We start from the raw sequence: 16,647 nt of genomic DNA, 5'->3' as shown, positions 1-16,647 counted from the left end.
ATCTGGATCTCTGTGATTACACTGGGGTCAATATTAGGTTGTTATTTATTACTACGTTGGTGTTTACAGAATAAAACTGGCGTAGAAGAAGGTGACGACATGCACCATGAGTTTGATGGCATCATCGAACTCAACAACCAGCTACCCCGTTGGTGGACGATATTATTCTACATTTGTATCGTTTGGGGTCTTATTTATTTAGTCTTATACCCTGGTTTGGGTAACTATAAAGGTCTTTGGAATTGGCAAAGTTCTAACCAAACTATCAAATCATTGGCTGAATCTAGGGCTGCTGTAGAAGCAAATAAAACCAACGGCGTAATTAATCAATATGATAGAGAAGTAGAATTTGCAAATGAACTTTTTGCACCTATCTTTGATGGATATTACCAACAACCTATTACTGAATTAGCCCAAGATCCGGAAGCATTAAAAATAGGTCAACGTTTGTTTAGTCAAAATTGTTCACAATGTCATGGTTCTGATGCCCGTGGTCAAAGGGGTTTTCCAAATTTAACCGACGATGATTGGTTGTATGGTGGAACACCTGAAAAAATCACTGAGACTTTAATTAATGGTCGCCAAGGTATGATGCCAGCTCAATTAGATTCTATGGGTGAGACAGGCATAGAAGAATTAGTTGCTTATGTATTAAGCCTAAGTAATAGACCTGATTTGCAACAAACAAAGGTAGACGCTGGCCAAGCTAAATTTGCTATCTGTGCGGCCTGTCATGGCCAAGATGGTAAGGGCAATCAATTATTAGGCGCGCCTAACCTAACCGATCAAATTTGGTTATATGGCGGCACTGAAAAAGTGCTGACAGAAACCCTTAGACATGGTCGCAATGGTGTAATGCCTTCATTTAAAACAACACTAGGTGAAAAGAAAATCCATTTAGTGAGTGCATACGTTTACAGTTTGTCACAAGACAAGTAGTAACCAAGTGTTATACTGAAAGCCCCGTATTTACGGGGCTTTTTTAGGTTTCTTTTAACTTTGAGTAGTTTTTTTTCATGCAATCTAACACCCCAAAAATTTGGTACAAACAATTCTGGCCTTGGTTTCTTATAGTTGTGCCGCTTTCATCCATGGTGCTTAGTTTTACTATGATGAATTTCGCTTTTAATAGCGAAGACAGCATGGTTATTGACGATTACTATAAAGAAGGTAGATCTATCAACCTTAAGATCAAAAAATTACAACAGGCCAAAGTTCTTGGTATATCAACTAAAGTTCAAGTGTTTTCAGATTATGTTGAAGTATCGTTTACAAGCGGTATTCCAGACAATGATGGTGCCCTAACATTAGATTTTTTTCATTCGACACAAAAATTCAAAGATTTTTCAGTCACTTTATTACGTGACGCAAAAGGCCTATATCGTGCTCCTTTAGTGACTGATGTTACGGGTAAATGGAAATTAAGTTTACATCCGTTTGATGAAAATTGGAAAATTCAAAAAGTAATTTCTCTGCCGCAAACAAGTCCATTTGACTTAAAGCCCTAAGCAGAATGCAGACTAAGTGTTTTCATTGTGATCTAGTTATAGCCCCACAACTTAACTACCACACTAATGTATTTGGCAATCAACAATCTTTTTGTTGTCCTGGGTGTTGCGCAGTCGCTGAGGCAATCGTTAATAATGGTTTGGAAGATTATTATCATTATCGAAGCGAGTTTGCCGAAAAAGCGCAAGAGAACGAATATGAAATGCTACAGACGCTCAAGGTATTTGATGATGATAGTATTTTGCAAGAATTTGTTGAAATTCAAGATGATGCAAGCGAAATACAATTAACTATTAGTGGTATTAACTGTGCTGCTTGTGGCTGGCTAATCGAAAAGCAACTAGCTAAATTAACTGGTATTATGAAGGTTGGTGTTAATGTATCCGCCAGACGAGCAAGTATCACTTGGAATAATGAGCACTTAAAACTCAGCCAAATCCTAAGCCATATAGAAAAAATTGGTTACCATGCAAAACCATTTCAACCGGAACAACATGAAGCGTCATTTAGGCAAGAAAACAAGGCATTTCTAAAACGCTTAGGCTTAGCTGGTTTAATGACTATGCAAGTCATGATGTTAAATATAGGCGTGTTTTTTGACTTGTTTGGGCATATTGATGCACAAACTAAACAATACTTTAATTGGATTAGTTTGCTGTTAACCACCCCAGTTATTCTCTATTCAGCTGCAGAATTCTATTCTAGTGCTTGGCGAGCACTTCGTGCAAAAGTCGTCAACATGGATGTTCCTATTGTTCTGGCGTTAAGTTTAACCTACGTTTCAGGGGTATTTGCCACAGTACAAAATAACGGCCAAACCTATTTTGAATCCTTGTGTATGTTTGTATTTCTCCTACTGATTAGCCGATATTTGGAGCACAGTGCGAGGTACAAAGCCTCTCAGCTGTCTGCCAATATGTTGGAATACATGCCTACAACCGCCAATTTAGTAGAAGGCAAACAAATCACGCCTGTCCTAGCAAAATCTTTGATGGTAGAACAGCTTGTATTAGTTAAATCCGGGGAAATGGTACCAGTGGATGGAATCATTATAGAAGGCGCAGGCCAATTAGATGAAGCGATGTTAACTGGGGAGTTTAAATTAGTCAGTAAATCATCAGGACAAACAGTTTTTGCTGGTTCTGTGAATCAATTAGGCACCCTTACAATAAAAGTAACAAAATCACTGAAAGGCTCAATGCTTAATCAAATTAGTCTATTACAAAACCAAGCATTATTGAGTAAGCCCAAAATAGCCAGTTTAGCTGACCAATTTTCTCAATACTTTGTTTTAGCAGTGCTGGTAATTTCCTTGAGCAGCTATATTATTTGGTTGCAAATAAATCCCTCTCAAGCATTGTGGGTGACCATTTCAATACTAATTGCTACCTGCCCCTGTGCCCTAGGATTGGCCACCCCCTCAGCCCTGTCTTGCGCAGTCGCTCATTTAAACAGCAAAGGAGTTTTGCTAAAGCGTGCTGATGCCTTAGAGAAAATATCAAAAGTGGATTGGGTTGCCTTAGATAAAACAGGCACTTTGACGGAAGGCAAATTTACACTAGCAGATTGTATTAGCGTACCAGGCCAGAACAAAAATCGATGTTTGCAACTTGCAGCTAGTTTAGAACAATATTCATCACACCCGATAGCTAAAGCTTTTAGTGACATCACTAACACACTCCAAGTATCAGATTTCTCCTCAAAAATAGGCCAAGGTGTAGAAGGTAAAATAGATGGAATACACTTCAAATTAGGCTCAGTTAGCTTTGTTGGCCTCGCCGTACCAAAAGATATACTTGGTTGTAACGTGTTTCTGAGCACAAATGATAAGTTACTCTGTGGATTTTTGTTAACTGATAAAGTTCGCACCGGAAGTGCACAGATGATTAAAAAAATTAAGGTTAATCATCTTACCTTACTCAGCGGTGATATACCGTCTGTGGTAAAAACTGTAGCTAATTCACTTAATATACCCAACTGGTTAGCACAACAAACACCTGAAGATAAACTACATGTGGTTCAAAAAGCCCAAAACAATAACCATGTTGTGCTTATGGTAGGTGATGGTATTAATGATGGACCTGTTTTAGCCCAAGCAGATGTATCAGTCACATTAGGTGCAAGTTCTGACCTTGCTAAATCATCGGCTGATGTCATTTTATTAGATAATTCTTTAGAAAAAATCAGTGTAGTCTTCGCGATAGCAAAACGTTGTAGAGCTAAAATCATCCAAAATATGGGTTGGGCACTAGGCTATAATCTATTAGTGTTGCCCCTCGCAGTGACAGGCTTTTTAAGCCCTTGGATGGCAGTAGTTGGTATGTCATTAAGCTCTCTAATTGTAGTAGCTAATTCTATTAGGCTTTTAAAGTAGGACGATTTAATTTTGAGTATTATTTACGTGTTGATCCCTATTGCAATTTTATTGGTGTGTATTGCAATAGGTGTGTTTTTTTGGGCTGTTAAATCAAATCAATTTGAAGACCTAGAACGACACGGTAGCAGTATTTTGTTTGATGATGATCTTCCTAAAAAAGCAAACAATCAAAATACAAAAACACCTGGAAAGCATGACTGATTTAAGCTTTATTTCGGCGTTGTTAATTGGCTTAGCTGGCGGCGTACATTGCGTGGGTATGTGCGGCGGTATTGTAGGTGCTTTTGCTTACGCCGTACCAAAAAATTCCTCGATGTTACCTTACACCCTAGCCTATAATTTTGGGCGAATATTCAGTTATGTTTTAGCCGGAGCTATCACTGGCTGGGCTGGGAAATTGTTTGCACAACAAATAGCTCAAGGTATTGTTATTCTACAATTTGTTAGCGGTATATTTCTGTTTGTTTTGGGGTTATACATTGCGGGCTTGTGGCAAGGGCTAAGTAAAATTGAAAAACTTGGCAGTAGGTTTTGGCAACTTATTCATCCTTACTCAAAAAAGTTATTGCCGTTTAGAAGTCCCTTACACGCCCTACCCTACGGCATGATTTGGGGATGGTTACCCTGTGGATTGGTTTATTCAGTGCTAACTTGGTCTTTAGCAAGTGGTTCGGCGCTTAACGGTGGGGTTATTATGGCTGGTTTTGGTTTAGGCACATTACCAATAATGATCTTAATGGCTACTGGTTTTAACAAAATTCAACAAGTGATCCAAAATCCCAAATCAAAAACTTTGATGGGTTTATTATTGATGATATTCGCTTCCTTCCAACTATTTCAAGCCATCTCCGGTTCTATTCAATAATCTCACATCCTTTTTAATGAATAATACTAATCAGTATAACAACTGGTAAAATATTAAATAGTTTCATAAGCTTAGTTATCTTCTTGATTATTAATTTTAGATCGGAATTACATATGAATTATCAGAAAATATTAGCTGTAATCGAGCCAGAACTGTCCACTCAAAAGTCATTAGCTAGAGCAATCGAAATCGCCAATATTAATGGTGCAAGTGTTACTGCATTTTTAACTATTTATGATTTTTCGTATGAAATGACCACCATGTTGTCGATGGATGAACGAGAGAATATGCGCCAAGCAGTGATCGATGATAGAACTGATTGGTTGGTTAACTTAGTATCAGAACAATTTAGTACTCAAGGAGTAAGTATTGACGTGAAAATCGTCTGGCATAATCGCCCATATGAAAGCATTATTTATGAAGTGATAGACAAAGGCTACGATTTAATTGTTAAAGGTACACAGCAACACGATACATTAAAATCTGTTATTTTCACTCCCACCGACTGGCATATTATGCGTAAAGCACCTGTACCAGTGTTACTGGTAAAGGAGCATGACTGGCCTATTGGTGGTCAAATTATTGCAGCAGTAAATGTAGGAGTGGATGTTGAAGAGCACATTTCGTTGAACGAAGAAATAACTAAACAAGCTTTACATTTTGCTAAGTTATTATCATCAAATGTACATTTAGTTAATTCATATCCTGGCACACCAGCTAATATTGTCATCGAAATACCAGAGTTTGATCCCACTACTTACGATGAATCAGCCAAACAGCATCATGAACAATGTATGCATATTCACAGTGAAAAACATCATATAAGTAAAGAACACTGTCATGTAGATATAGGTTTACCAGAGGACGTGATCCCTAAGTATGCTAACCGCTTAGACGCAGAATTAGTGGTACTAGGTACAGTTGGCAGACAAGGTATTTCAGCCGCATTAATTGGAAATACTGCAGAACATGTAATCGATAAACTCAATTGCGATGTTTTGGCGATTAAACCCCATGGATTTGTATCACCTGTGAAATGTTAAGACCATAAGTGAGGGCAATATAATTGTAAATTAACTTGCTTTGCAGACTGCAGGTTTTTGTATCTCCCACTTTCAAAAATAGCGATTAATATTGAAGGCCTAGAAGGAGCAAAATTTAAATCAGTTGCTTCTAGTCATTATATTTTTGTTCAAGCCATAGTAAAATTTCATCTAAATAACATAAAGTATTTTAATGATGATGCGTAAAGTTTTTGATAAGAACAGCTAATGTAATTTTCTGTAAAACAATTATTTTATGCTTCATTAAACTTCTCAATAAATCCTCTTTAAAAACACCAACAATCTAAAATAGAGCCAAACTGGAACCCATAGCGGAAGTCCCGTGACACATAAAGTTAAGTGAAGAAAAGGGTTGAAAATCTATCAAAACAAACATAATCAAAATTCATACCAAATATATTTAGTGCAAAATATATACAATTATCAGTATCTTCTGATTAAATATTAGGCTAATGTAAATTTAATGTAAAAATTTATGTTGTTTCTTGTAAGTTTTTTAAGCTTGTTAAAAACATGTGTTTTGCAATAGGAAAGAGATTGATGAGTAACTTTTCTCAGGTACATGAATTGCTCCTGCATAATCAACAATTGCATGCCCGCACTGGTGAGTTTTACGCCGCATTATCCCATGAAGCTAAAAGTGAACGAGTCAAGATGTTACTCAACACTTTGGTCAAACATGAGTCAGAACAGTCACACTCTTTGCAAGCTTACATTGAGAAAGCGCCAGACAAAATACTGAATACTTATTTTCAATTTGACCACGAGCACAGTGTTGAGGAATTGTTTGTAACTCAGTTTAATGCAGCTCAAATCAGTACTGATAACGTAGAAATAATGGCTACGGCTTTTGACGATTATTTTTGTCATCTTTACACAGAGATGCAAGAGATCGTTGACTGTGAACTAGTGCAGGAATTATTCGAAAACCTACATCAGCACATGATGGAAGAGAAAAAGAAGTTATCCATCGATATCTATTCAATGATGGATGTGTAAAAGAAACGTTTCAGAATTAAAACATGTAGACCAACACTTTTAGGCGTTGTAAATGGTGAGTCCAAAAAAGTGTAAATTTCGAAAATAACTATCGAAAAGACATAAAACGATTTTGGGGTAATTAACATGATTCAAGCGTTGGCCGAACTATGGCCTATAATACTGTACTTCACTTTTACTCTGTTGTTATTAGTAGGAGTTATGTTTGTATCGTCTCTATTAGGTCCAAGAACAAAGGGCCATTCAACTCATCTCCCCTATGAATCAGGCATTTTATCCTTAGGAAACGCTAGGGTTAAGTTTGCTAATCACTTCTTTTTATACGCAATTTTTTTCGTCATATTCGACCTTGAAACATTATATCTTTTTGCTTGGGCAATATCCTTTGAACAGGTTGGTGTGACCGGCTTTATAGAGGCATTAGTGTTTATGATTATCCTGTTAGTCGCCCTCATTTACTTGTGGCGTATTGGCGCCCTTAACATTCTAAAAAGACATCTACCGGAGCAACGTTAATGGATTGGAATCTCTCGGACCCCAATATAGTGCCACAAAAAATCCCCGTTATAGATGAAAGTGTACAAGAAGACATCAAGAAAAACGTTATTTTTACCACTCTTAGCAACATGGTTAATTGGGGCAGAAAAAATTCTGTCTGGCCATTTAACTTCGGTTTATCATGCTGTTACGTAGAAATGGCCACCAGTTTTACCGCCCGCCATGATATAGCCCGCTTTGGTGCAGAAGTAATAAGAGCTACGCCTCGTGAAGCAGACCTTATTGTTATTTCTGGCACAGTATTTCGTAAAATGGCGCCGGTAGTAAAACATTTATACGATCAATTACTCGAACCTAAATGGGTTATTTCTATGGGTTCCTGCGCTAATTCAGGCGGTATGTATGACATTTATTCAGTTGTACAAGGCGTTGATAAAATATTACCTGTTGATGTGTACGTACCTGGATGCCCTCCCCGACCAGAAGCTTTGATGCAAGGCTTGATGTTATTACAAGAATCAATTGGTCGTGAACAGCGGCCATTAAGTTGGGTGGTTGGGGAACAGAGTGTCAGCCAAATAGAGAAACCCAGCCAACGAGACATACATAACGCCCAGCGTATGCGAACTCGGGATTTAACGCCACCGGATAGAGTTTAATCATGCCAGCAAATTCAACGCCTGATTTACTTGGTGAAATCCAACCTTGGTTAACGAGTGCAGCATTGCATGAAGAAAAGACTGCAGATGATATCCCAACGATATGGGCAACCGCAGCAGATCTAAAAACCTTATGTGAAGTATTACGTTTCAAACTAGAAAAACCTTTTGATTTTCTGTTTGATTTAACAGCCATCGACGAAACTACTCGCCAACATAATGTCATCCCCCATCGACGGGATTTTACCGTGGTGTATTTATTGCGCTCCTACGCCCGTAACCAAGATTTACGCATCAAGGTTGCTCTAACAATGGATGCAAAGGAAGTATCCAGTATCAGTTCTATTTGGCCAAATGCAAATTGGTATGAACGTGAGGTGTGGGATTTATTCGGAGTAAAATTTACAGATCATCCTTGTTTACGCCGGATTATGATGCCTACCACTTGGCAAGGTCATCCACTGTGTAAAACCCACCCAGCAAGAGCGACTGAAATGGGTGAATACAGCTTACCCGATGACATTCGAGATCTTGAACAGGAAGCATTAAAATTTAATCCAGCTGACTGGGGGCTAAAACCACAGGGTAATTCTGAAGAATTCATGTGGCTGAATTTAGGTCCAAATCATCCTAGTGTGCATGGTGTATTTAGGATCATGTTGCAACTAGATGGCGAAGAAATCGTTGAAGCCATACCCGATATCGGCTACCACCATCGTGGTGCGGAAAAAATGGCCGAACGTCAAAGCTGGCATTCGTATATTCCTTACACAGACCGAATTGATTATTTGGGTGGGGTGATGAATAACTTACCCTACGTCATGGCCGTGGAGAAACTAGCGGGCATCGTTGTGCCAGAAAGGGTCAAGGTCGTTAGAGTGATGATGTGTGAGATGTATCGCATTCTAAGTCATCTTCTATTTTACGGCACCTTCGCTCAGGATATCGGTTCGTTATCACCTATTTTTTACATGTTTGTTGACCGCGAAAAGTTGTTCGGCATCGTTGAAGCTATTACTGGCGCGAGAATGCATCCAGCTTGGTTCAGAATTGGTGGACTTGCCGCTGACTTGCCTAAAGGGTGGGACAAGATGGTCACTGAATGGCTAGATTATATGCCTGCACGTATGGCCGATTACGACCAAATGGTAATGCGAAACAGCCTTATTAAAAAACGAGCCGTTGGAATAGGCGCTTACGACACAGCCACAGCTATTGACTGGGGTGTAACAGGGCCAGGACTTCGCGCAACAGGATTTGATTGGGATCTACGTAAAAAACGACCTTATAGTGGTTATGAAAACTTTGAGTTTGATGTACCTGTTGGTACACGAGGCGATAGTTACGATAGATGTGCGGTGCGGGTAGAAGAGATCCGTCAAAGCATGCGCATTATACGTCAGTGTGTAAACAACATGCCAGAAGGCCCATACAAAGCGGATCATGTGTTAACCACACCACCTCCCAAAGAACACACTATGCAGGATATAGACACGCTAATCCCGCACTTTTTAGGAGTGAGTTGGGGGCCCGTTATACCGGCTGGTGAAGCGATGATGGAAGTAGAAGCCACCAAAGGCAGTAACGCCTATTACATCACGAGTGACGCCAGCACTATCAGCTATCGCACCCACATTCGTACCCCTTCCTTTCCACACTTGCAAATGATCCCAGTCATGGCAAAAGGCCAAATGATTGCGGATTTAATTGCAACCATCGGCAGTATAGATTTTGTTATGGCGGACGTAGACAGATGAGCAACGAAATTCCAATTTTACAAATCGACCTTGCAAAGCAACAAGTGGTTAATTACCGCGACGTGCTTAGCCAAACAGAAATCGATGCGATAGAACATGAATGTTCTTTGTATGAAAGTCGGCACGCTGCGGCTATCGATGCCCTGCAAATTGTTCAGAAACAACGCCGCTGGATAAGTGACGAAAGCCTGTATGCCATAGCCAATATGTTAGGTATGTCAGCCACAGAATTAGAAGGGATCGCCACTTTTTACAATCTAATCTATCGTCAACCTGTAGGAGAACATGTGATCCACTTATGCGACAGCATTAGCTGCTGGTTACATGATTACCAAATTATTGCCAACCATCTGCGTAACACTCTCAATATTGAATTTGGTCAAACCACAAAGGATGGAAAAATCACTTTGCTGCCAAATGTATGTTTAGGCTGTTGTGATAAGGCGCCAGCCCTAATGTTAGATGGCGAGCTAGTTGAAAGCCTAAATATAGAAACTCTGGATAATCTCATGCAGGGATTAAGTAGAGGCCAAAATGGATAAGCCACTTAGCCAGTATCTTGATCTGGACAATCCACAAAACCTTGATGCCTATAAAACCACCGGCGGTTACCAAGGATTTGAAACCGCTTTGAATATGCAACCTCAAGAGGTTCAAAAACAAGTTTCCGATTCTCAACTTAAAGGTCGAGGTGGTGCTGGTTTTATGACAGGCATTAAGTGGAGCTTTGTGCCGATGGGAAAAGATGCGCCAAAAAATAAATACTTGGTGTGTAATGCAGATGAAATGGAGCCAGGCACCTTCAAAGATCGCTGGTTGATGGAAGGGGCTCCACATTTACTCATCGAAGGCATGATGATCGCAGCCTACGCGATAGGTGCAGACGTTGCTTATATTTTCTTGCGGGGAGAATATCGCCTCTGTGCGACCCGTCTACAGCAAGCTATCGATGAAGCTGAAGCCGCAGGTTTGCTTGGTAATAACATCAATGGCACGCAGTATTCACTTAAATTACATCTACATACTAGTGCCGGACGTTATATTTGCGGCGAAGAAACGGCGCTGATTAATGCTCTGGAAGGTAAACGTGCCAATCCTCGAGCCAAACCACCTTTTCCGCAAGTTGTCGGTTTATTTGGCCGTCCGACGATAGTTAACAACTGTGAAACCCTGTGCAATTTACCAGGCATTTTGAAAAATGGCTCACAGTGGTATGCCGAGCTATCAGGTGGCCCAGACGCTGGTACTAAAATTTACGGTATCAGTGGACGAGTAAAAAACGCTGGATTGTGGGAACTACCAATGGGTACTACTGCCAGACACATTCTGGAATTATCCGGCAGCATGCAAGACAACTTAACCCTCCGAGGCTGGTTGCCTGGAGGCGCATCTACCGACTTCTTATTACCCGAACATCTCGATACTCGCATGGAATATGACGCTATATCCAAAGTCGGAAGCCGAATGGGTACTGGAGTGATGATTGTTCTTGATGATAAACATTGTCCAGTGGGCATGATCTTAAATTTGCTTAAATTCTTTGCTCAAGAGTCTTGCGGCTGGTGTACACCTTGCCGAGATGGTTTGCCCTGGGCAGTGGAAATTTTGAGTCGTATTGAAGATGGTCAGGGAACACAAGACGATCTGGACGCATTACAACAACTCTGCGGATTTATGTGGATAGGGAAAACCTTCTGTGCACTCGCACCGGGTGCAGTCGAACCACTGCGTAGTGGAATGAAATATTTCGCCGATGATTTTCAACAGCACATTGATCACAAGGGGTGCCCTCACGGGCATTAGATTATGGCCAAAATTTTTATTGATGACCAACAATATACCGTTAAGGATGGGCAAAACCTATTGCAGGCTAGCTTATCGTTAAAACTGGACCTGCCCTATTTTTGCTGGCACCCAGCCATGGGTTCTGTTGGCGCTTGTCGGCAATGCGCAATGACTCAATACCAAGACGAAAATGACACCCGAGGGAGAATGATAGTTGCCTGTATGACACCTGTAACTGAGGGCATGCGAGTCAGTATGCAACAACCTGCAGAGAAAGAATTTCGCGAACAGAATATAGCAGCATTAATGACTCATCATCCTCATGATTGTCCAGTTTGTGCTGAGGGTGGTGAGTGTCATTTACAAGATATGACTGTAATGACTGGCCATAATGAAAGGCATTACAAGGGTAAGAAAACAACATTTACCAACCAAGATCTTGGCCCGTTAGTCAAACATGAAATGAATCGCTGCATTACTTGTTATCGCTGTGAACGATTTTACAAAGATTATGCTGGAGGTACTGATTTAGCCGCTCAAGCATCACGGAATAACGTATATTTCGGCCGTCAGAGTGATGGCACCTTAGAAAGTGAGTTTGCTGGTAATCTAGTTGAAGTTTGCCCAACAGGTGTATTTACCGACAAACCATTTGGCGATCACTACAGCCGAAAGTGGGATTTGCAAACCGCTCCATCCATTTGCCAACACTGTTCTGTTGGGTGCAATACAAGCCTGTCAGAACGTTATGGTTCAGTGCGACGTGTTACCAATCGCTTTAACGATCATTTAAATGGTTATTTTTTGTGTGATCGTGGCCGCTTCGGATTTTCCTTTGTTGATCATGATACCCGCCGCCTGAATATCACTTTAGACGGGCAACAAAACAATTGGGCAGATACGGCTCTCAATGTCAGATTAAAAAACAAAGGGCGATGGATTGGCATTGGCAGTAGTCAGGCGAGTTTAGAAGACAATTTTGCCCTTCAACAACTAGTCGGAAGTGAGAATTTCAACCCTGGACTAGATGCGCAACAGGAAGTTTTGTTGGCCACTCACATGGCTATACTGAATCAGTGGCAAGCGCCAAGTTTAGCCCAAATGGAGCAAGCCGACGCCATAGTTATTTTCGCTGAAGACGTTAACAACAGTGCACCTCGCATAGCTTTATCTATTCGTCAGGCGCTGCTAAACAATGCCAAAGTGCAAGCAGAAAAGCTCAGAGTGCCTAGCTGGCAAGATGCCGCGGTCAGGGCTATTCAACCTCATCATCCTGTTCCCTTAGCAATATTTGGTTTTGGAGAAAGTGACCTTGCTAAACAAGCAACAATCAACTTAGTTTGCTCGCCTAAACAAGCTGCTGAGCAAGGATTTTTATTGGCTAGTATGCTCAGTGACAGAGCTCCCACACCTAAAGTCAGTAAAGCGTCTTCAGAAACACTCGCCTTGCTTGAAGTCTTACGAAAAGCAAAACGTCCGTTAATTTTAACAGGCTGGTCAGCCAATAACCCTGCGCTATTGGCCGCTGCCAGTAATATACGCAATGCATTGAAAGTACACAGTACTGCAACAGAAAACGGCCAAGATGACGCCATGTTGTGTATTGTGCCACCCGAGGCGAACACCTTAGGTCTAGGTTTATTAACCCAAAATGGTTATCTGAGCATCGACAGTTTAGATGTGGAAAACAGCACCACAGAAAAATCCAATTTACTGGTTCTAGACCATTGTTCACCAGCCTTTGTTAACCGACTGAGTAAATGGCGAAAGTGTGCAGACAATATAGTACGTTTAAGTCAACTTGGAATTCCCGACGCGGACGAGGTAAACCTGCCGGTGTCTACTTTTAGTGAATGCAGTGGTTCACTACTTAACTATCAGGGTTTAATTCAATCTCACCTTCCCGCCACTAAACCATCTGGACAATGTATGCCTGGCTGGCAATGGCTAGTAAACATCGCCAAACTTCGCCAGCATTCACTGGGTGAAATCAGCGATTTGGGACAACTTCGAGGTTTACTTAACCAAGACTTCCCTCAGCTCTGTGAACATTTTAATCAGCATCATCAGACCCAACTGGCTTTGCAAACGCCAAGAGTGAGCGGTCGAACCGCGATGTTAGCTAATCAAACAGTGCATGAACCAAAACCTTTCAGTGAATTAGGTGCCCCGTATAAACAAAGTATGGAAGGAACACAAGTCGGCCAGAAAAACGAATTTCCGTTAGCCTACAGTTGGTCACCAGGTTGGAACTCCAATCAGTCAAACCATAAGTTTCGCGATGAATATCGTGGAACTGAGCTTGAAAAACAAGAGGGCGTACGCTGTATAAAACTCGGACAGAGTGATCAGTGGTTCAAATGGCAAGCCAATTGGTCGCAAAAGAACAAAGCTCAATGGCAAATACTACCGCTGCAAAAAGTGTTTGGTAGCGATAATTTAAGTTTACATGCCCTGCCTATTGCCCAACTAAAGATACAGGCTCAAATTGTAATGAGTCCGCTGGATGCTAAGAAAGGGGGGTATGTTGCAGGTCAATTACTTTACTGTGATGACAATTCAACTGCTCTACAATTAATTATTAGTACACAAGTTCCAGCCAGTTGTTTATTAATTTATGTACCCGCTGATCAACTATTCGAATTACAACACTGTGAACAACTTACAGCGGCAACTGGGAAACAAATTGATGAATATAGTCAGCAAATTAAGCACTTACAGACAACACAACAAACGGTAAAACAGCAGCATCGAGACAAGCTGTTAGCTCAAGATCAAACCATACCTATCCATTTTATTGATGGAGTAATCTAATGCCAGAATTAGAATTGATGATAATGATCGTACTTATGGTGGCTACACTGGTTCCCATTGCGGCTATGTTGGTTTGGTTTGAACGACGCTTGTTAGGGTTCTTCCAGCAACGTTATGGACCAAATCGTGTTGGCTATTTTGGCATATTACAATCTCTTGCCGACCTCATAAAAATATTATTCAAACACGACTGGATCCCACCATTTGCTGACCGGCCAGTTTTTGTATTAGCACCGTTAATTGGCGCAATGGCAATACTGATGAGTTTTGCCGTAGTGCCCATGGCACCAGGTTTAGTGGTTTCTGATAGCAATATCGGTTTACTGTTTTTCCTAGCCATGACCTCAATGGCGGTTTATTCCGTGGTTTTGGCTGGTTGGGCATCCAACAATAAATATGCAGTTCTAGGCGGAATGCGAGCGGCCGCGCAAACCATTAGTTATGAAGTATTTATGGGTGTGTCATTACTCGGCGTAGTGATCTTAAGTGGTAGCTTTAGATTGAGCGATATTGTGTTGGCACAACAAGACATATGGTTTGTGGTCCCCCAATTTATAGGATTTGTCGTTTTTATCATTGCTGGGGTAGCCGAAAGCCATAGATTACCTTTTGATTTGCCTGAAGCTGAAACTGAATTAACCGCGGGATTTCATACAGAATATTCAGGCATTAAGTTTGCCCTATTCTTTCTCGGTGAATACCTCGGCATGATGTTAATTTCGATGATGATCACCACCCTTTTCCTCGGCGGTTGGCTTGGCCCCTGGTTACCGCCTTTTGTGTGGTTTGTATTGAAGACCATGAGCCTAATTTGCTTCTTTATTCTTCTAAGAGCTGCTTTGCCTAGGCCCCGCTTTGATCAACTCTTGGAATTTGGCTGGAAATGGATGTTACCTCTGGCGTTACTTAATCTAGTGGGTACTGCTGTGGTTAAACTATGGGGGAGTTTTTAATTATGCATACTCAAATTAGAACCATGTGGACTGTTTTCAAACATTTATTTGATAGAACAGACACGGTTCAATACCCAGAAGAAAAACCCTATTTGGCACCTCGCTACCGCGGCAGAATCGTTTTAACCCGTGATCCTGATGGTGAAGAGCGTTGTGTCGCGTGCAACCTGTGTGCAGTAGCTTGCCCAGTAGATTGTATTTCACTACAAAAAACAGAGGACGATCACGGTCGTTGGCGCGCTGACTTTTTTCGCATCAATTTTTCTCGCTGCATTATGTGTGGTATGTGTGAAGAAGCCTGCCCTACATACGCAATCCAACTGACACCTGATGTTGAAATGTCGGAATATACAAGACAAAGCATGGTTTATGAAAAAGAACATTTGCTGATAGACGGTTCTGGAAAATACCCTGATTATAACTTTTATCACAAAGCCGGCATCAAAGTTAAAGGCAAGGGCAAAGGACAAGCTGATAACGAAAAACCTCCAGTAGATGTAAGGAGTTTAATGCCGTGAGTGCACAAATTTTATTCTACATAAGTGGCAGCATAGCCATACTCGCAAGCTTGTTTGTTGTAACAAATAAAAATGCAGTACATGCATTGCTGTATTTGGTTGTTAGTTTACTTGCGCTGGCCATGTGTTTTTACTTACTTGGAGCGCCCTTCGCGGCGGCCTTGCAAATTATCGTTTATGCCGGTGCAATTATGGTGTTGTTTGTTTTTGCTGTGATGATTTTTAATATTAATCAAACCGACATTGATCGAGAAAAACACTGGCTAACTTGGCAGAGCTGGGTTGGACCTAGTTTATTAGTCATGGTTTTGCTTGCTGAAATTGTATTTGTAATACTTTCAAACCAAAACTGGTCAACAAATCCCTCTTCAGCGGTGCAAATAGAATTAGTCGATGCTAGAGCTGTGGGCACCTTGTTATTTGGTCCTTATTTACTTGCGGTTGAAATCGCCTCCTTTTTACTATTAGCGGGACTAGTCGGTGGCTATCATTTGGCCAAGGAACTGCCTAAAAGAACCACTAAAGATGGGGGACGCTAATCATGACTGTTCCTATTGAACACGGCTTTGTGTTAGTTGCTTTGCTTTGGGCTATCGGGCTAGTGGGTTTGTTAAGCCGGAAAAACACTTTGTTTATGTTGATGTCGATGGAAATCATGCTGAATGCGGGTGCCCTTGCATTCATTCTGGCTGGTAGTCTTTGGCAACAGGCTGACGGGCAGGTAATTTATATATTGATCTTGAGCATTGCCGCGGCTGAAGTAGGACTGGGCTTGGCCTTACTTATTCGCTTAAGACAACATATTGGTGACTTGGATATCGATAAACTAGATGAGATGAAAGGATGAAC

The 16,647-nt window shown here is 41.0% G+C and carries 17 protein-coding genes; all 17 read left to right on the top strand.

Going from position 1 to position 16,647, the window contains the following annotated elements; genetic code table 11:
* Positions 1-939, top strand: a 939-nt coding sequence (gene ccoP, locus QZ488_RS04375; RefSeq protein WP_293746585.1) for a cytochrome-c oxidase, cbb3-type subunit III, incomplete at its 5' end; no start/stop codon positions are given.
* A gap of 77 nt (positions 940-1,016) precedes the next feature.
* The gene (locus tag QZ488_RS04370) at positions 1,017-1,508 is read left to right on the top strand and encodes a FixH family protein (protein ID WP_293746584.1); all 492 of its coding nucleotides are present in this window, start codon (positions 1,017-1,019) and stop codon (positions 1,506-1,508) included.
* Positions 1,509-1,513: 5 nt separating this feature from the next.
* Entirely contained in the window at positions 1,514-3,883 is a 2,370-nt protein-coding gene (locus tag QZ488_RS04365) for a heavy metal translocating P-type ATPase (RefSeq protein ID WP_293746582.1), read from the top strand.
* A 12-nt stretch (positions 3,884-3,895) separates the two neighbouring features.
* Complete coding sequence (gene ccoS / locus QZ488_RS04360) at positions 3,896-4,087, top strand: cbb3-type cytochrome oxidase assembly protein CcoS (protein ID WP_293746580.1); 192 nt, start codon at positions 3,896-3,898, stop codon at positions 4,085-4,087.
* A complete protein-coding gene (locus QZ488_RS04355) occupies positions 4,080-4,751 on the top strand; it encodes a sulfite exporter TauE/SafE family protein (protein WP_293746578.1) in 672 nt (223 codons plus the stop codon). Before ccoS ends, QZ488_RS04355 begins: the two co-directional genes overlap by 8 nt.
* 113 nt (positions 4,752-4,864) lie before the next feature.
* Positions 4,865-5,794: a universal stress protein UspE gene (uspE, locus tag QZ488_RS04350; RefSeq protein ID WP_293746576.1), complete on the top strand. Its 930-nt coding sequence runs from the start codon at positions 4,865-4,867 to the stop codon at positions 5,792-5,794.
* Positions 5,795-6,355: 561 nt separating this feature from the next.
* The gene (locus QZ488_RS04345; protein WP_293746574.1) at positions 6,356-6,814 is read left to right on the top strand and encodes a hypothetical protein; all 459 of its coding nucleotides are present in this window, start codon (positions 6,356-6,358) and stop codon (positions 6,812-6,814) included.
* Positions 6,815-6,940: 126 nt separating this feature from the next.
* Positions 6,941-7,330, top strand: a complete 390-nt coding sequence (gene ndhC, locus QZ488_RS04340; protein WP_293746573.1) for an NADH-quinone oxidoreductase subunit A — start codon at positions 6,941-6,943, stop codon at positions 7,328-7,330.
* Entirely contained in the window at positions 7,330-7,971 is a 642-nt protein-coding gene (locus QZ488_RS04335; RefSeq protein WP_293746572.1) for an NADH-quinone oxidoreductase subunit B, read from the top strand. The genes ndhC and QZ488_RS04335 overlap by 1 nt, the downstream gene beginning before the upstream one ends.
* 2 nt (positions 7,972-7,973) lie before the next feature.
* Positions 7,974-9,728, top strand: coding sequence for an NADH-quinone oxidoreductase subunit C/D (nuoC, locus tag QZ488_RS04330; protein WP_293746571.1), 1,755 nt, complete (start codon positions 7,974-7,976; stop codon positions 9,726-9,728).
* Positions 9,725-10,270, top strand: a complete 546-nt coding sequence (gene nuoE, locus QZ488_RS04325) for an NADH-quinone oxidoreductase subunit NuoE (protein WP_293746570.1) — start codon at positions 9,725-9,727, stop codon at positions 10,268-10,270. Before nuoC ends, nuoE begins: the two co-directional genes overlap by 4 nt.
* Positions 10,263-11,531, top strand: coding sequence for an NADH-quinone oxidoreductase subunit NuoF (gene nuoF, locus QZ488_RS04320; RefSeq protein ID WP_293746569.1), 1,269 nt, complete (start codon positions 10,263-10,265; stop codon positions 11,529-11,531). Before nuoE ends, nuoF begins: the two co-directional genes overlap by 8 nt.
* Positions 11,532-11,534: 3 nt before the next feature.
* Positions 11,535-14,327 (top strand): NADH-quinone oxidoreductase subunit NuoG, encoded by a 2,793-nt coding sequence (gene nuoG / locus QZ488_RS04315; RefSeq protein WP_293746567.1) that lies wholly within the window; start codon positions 11,535-11,537, stop codon positions 14,325-14,327.
* Complete coding sequence (gene nuoH / locus QZ488_RS04310; RefSeq protein ID WP_293746565.1) at positions 14,327-15,280, top strand: NADH-quinone oxidoreductase subunit NuoH; 954 nt, start codon at positions 14,327-14,329, stop codon at positions 15,278-15,280. The genes nuoG and nuoH overlap by 1 nt, the downstream gene beginning before the upstream one ends.
* Positions 15,265-15,798, top strand: a complete 534-nt coding sequence (gene nuoI / locus QZ488_RS04305) for an NADH-quinone oxidoreductase subunit NuoI (RefSeq protein WP_293746563.1) — start codon at positions 15,265-15,267, stop codon at positions 15,796-15,798. Before nuoH ends, nuoI begins: the two co-directional genes overlap by 16 nt.
* Positions 15,795-16,337: an NADH-quinone oxidoreductase subunit J gene (nuoJ, locus tag QZ488_RS04300; protein WP_293746561.1), complete on the top strand. Its 543-nt coding sequence runs from the start codon at positions 15,795-15,797 to the stop codon at positions 16,335-16,337. The genes nuoI and nuoJ overlap by 4 nt, the downstream gene beginning before the upstream one ends.
* Positions 16,337-16,645: an NADH-quinone oxidoreductase subunit NuoK gene (nuoK, locus tag QZ488_RS04295; protein WP_226989141.1), complete on the top strand. Its 309-nt coding sequence runs from the start codon at positions 16,337-16,339 to the stop codon at positions 16,643-16,645. Before nuoJ ends, nuoK begins: the two co-directional genes overlap by 1 nt.
* Positions 16,646-16,647: the final 2 nt, after the last annotated feature.

The sequence above is a fragment of the uncultured Paraglaciecola sp. genome, from assembly GCF_913020055.1.
GTDB lineage: Bacteria > Pseudomonadota > Gammaproteobacteria > Enterobacterales > Alteromonadaceae > Paraglaciecola.
The sequence above is the reverse complement of the archived record's forward strand: the minus strand, read 5'-3'. Positions and strand labels throughout refer to the sequence as shown.

Coding starts and splice junctions, on each gene's coding strand:
- QZ488_RS04370 (WP_293746584.1), top strand. CDS start 1,017: ATGCAATCTAACACCCCAAAAATTTGGTACAAACAATTCTGGCCTTGG.
- QZ488_RS04365 (WP_293746582.1), top strand. CDS start 1,514: ATGCAGACTAAGTGTTTTCATTGTGATCTAGTTATAGCCCCACAACTT.
- QZ488_RS04355 (WP_293746578.1), top strand. CDS start 4,080: ATGACTGATTTAAGCTTTATTTCGGCGTTGTTAATTGGCTTAGCTGGC.
- uspE (WP_293746576.1), top strand. CDS start 4,865: ATGAATTATCAGAAAATATTAGCTGTAATCGAGCCAGAACTGTCCACT.
- QZ488_RS04345 (WP_293746574.1), top strand. CDS start 6,356: ATGAGTAACTTTTCTCAGGTACATGAATTGCTCCTGCATAATCAACAA.
- ndhC (WP_293746573.1), top strand. CDS start 6,941: ATGATTCAAGCGTTGGCCGAACTATGGCCTATAATACTGTACTTCACT.
- QZ488_RS04335 (WP_293746572.1), top strand. CDS start 7,330: ATGGATTGGAATCTCTCGGACCCCAATATAGTGCCACAAAAAATCCCC.
- nuoC (WP_293746571.1), top strand. CDS start 7,974: ATGCCAGCAAATTCAACGCCTGATTTACTTGGTGAAATCCAACCTTGG.
- nuoE (WP_293746570.1), top strand. CDS start 9,725: ATGAGCAACGAAATTCCAATTTTACAAATCGACCTTGCAAAGCAACAA.
- nuoF (WP_293746569.1), top strand. CDS start 10,263: ATGGATAAGCCACTTAGCCAGTATCTTGATCTGGACAATCCACAAAAC.
- nuoG (WP_293746567.1), top strand. CDS start 11,535: ATGGCCAAAATTTTTATTGATGACCAACAATATACCGTTAAGGATGGG.
- nuoH (WP_293746565.1), top strand. CDS start 14,327: ATGCCAGAATTAGAATTGATGATAATGATCGTACTTATGGTGGCTACA.
- nuoI (WP_293746563.1), top strand. CDS start 15,265: ATGGGGGAGTTTTTAATTATGCATACTCAAATTAGAACCATGTGGACT.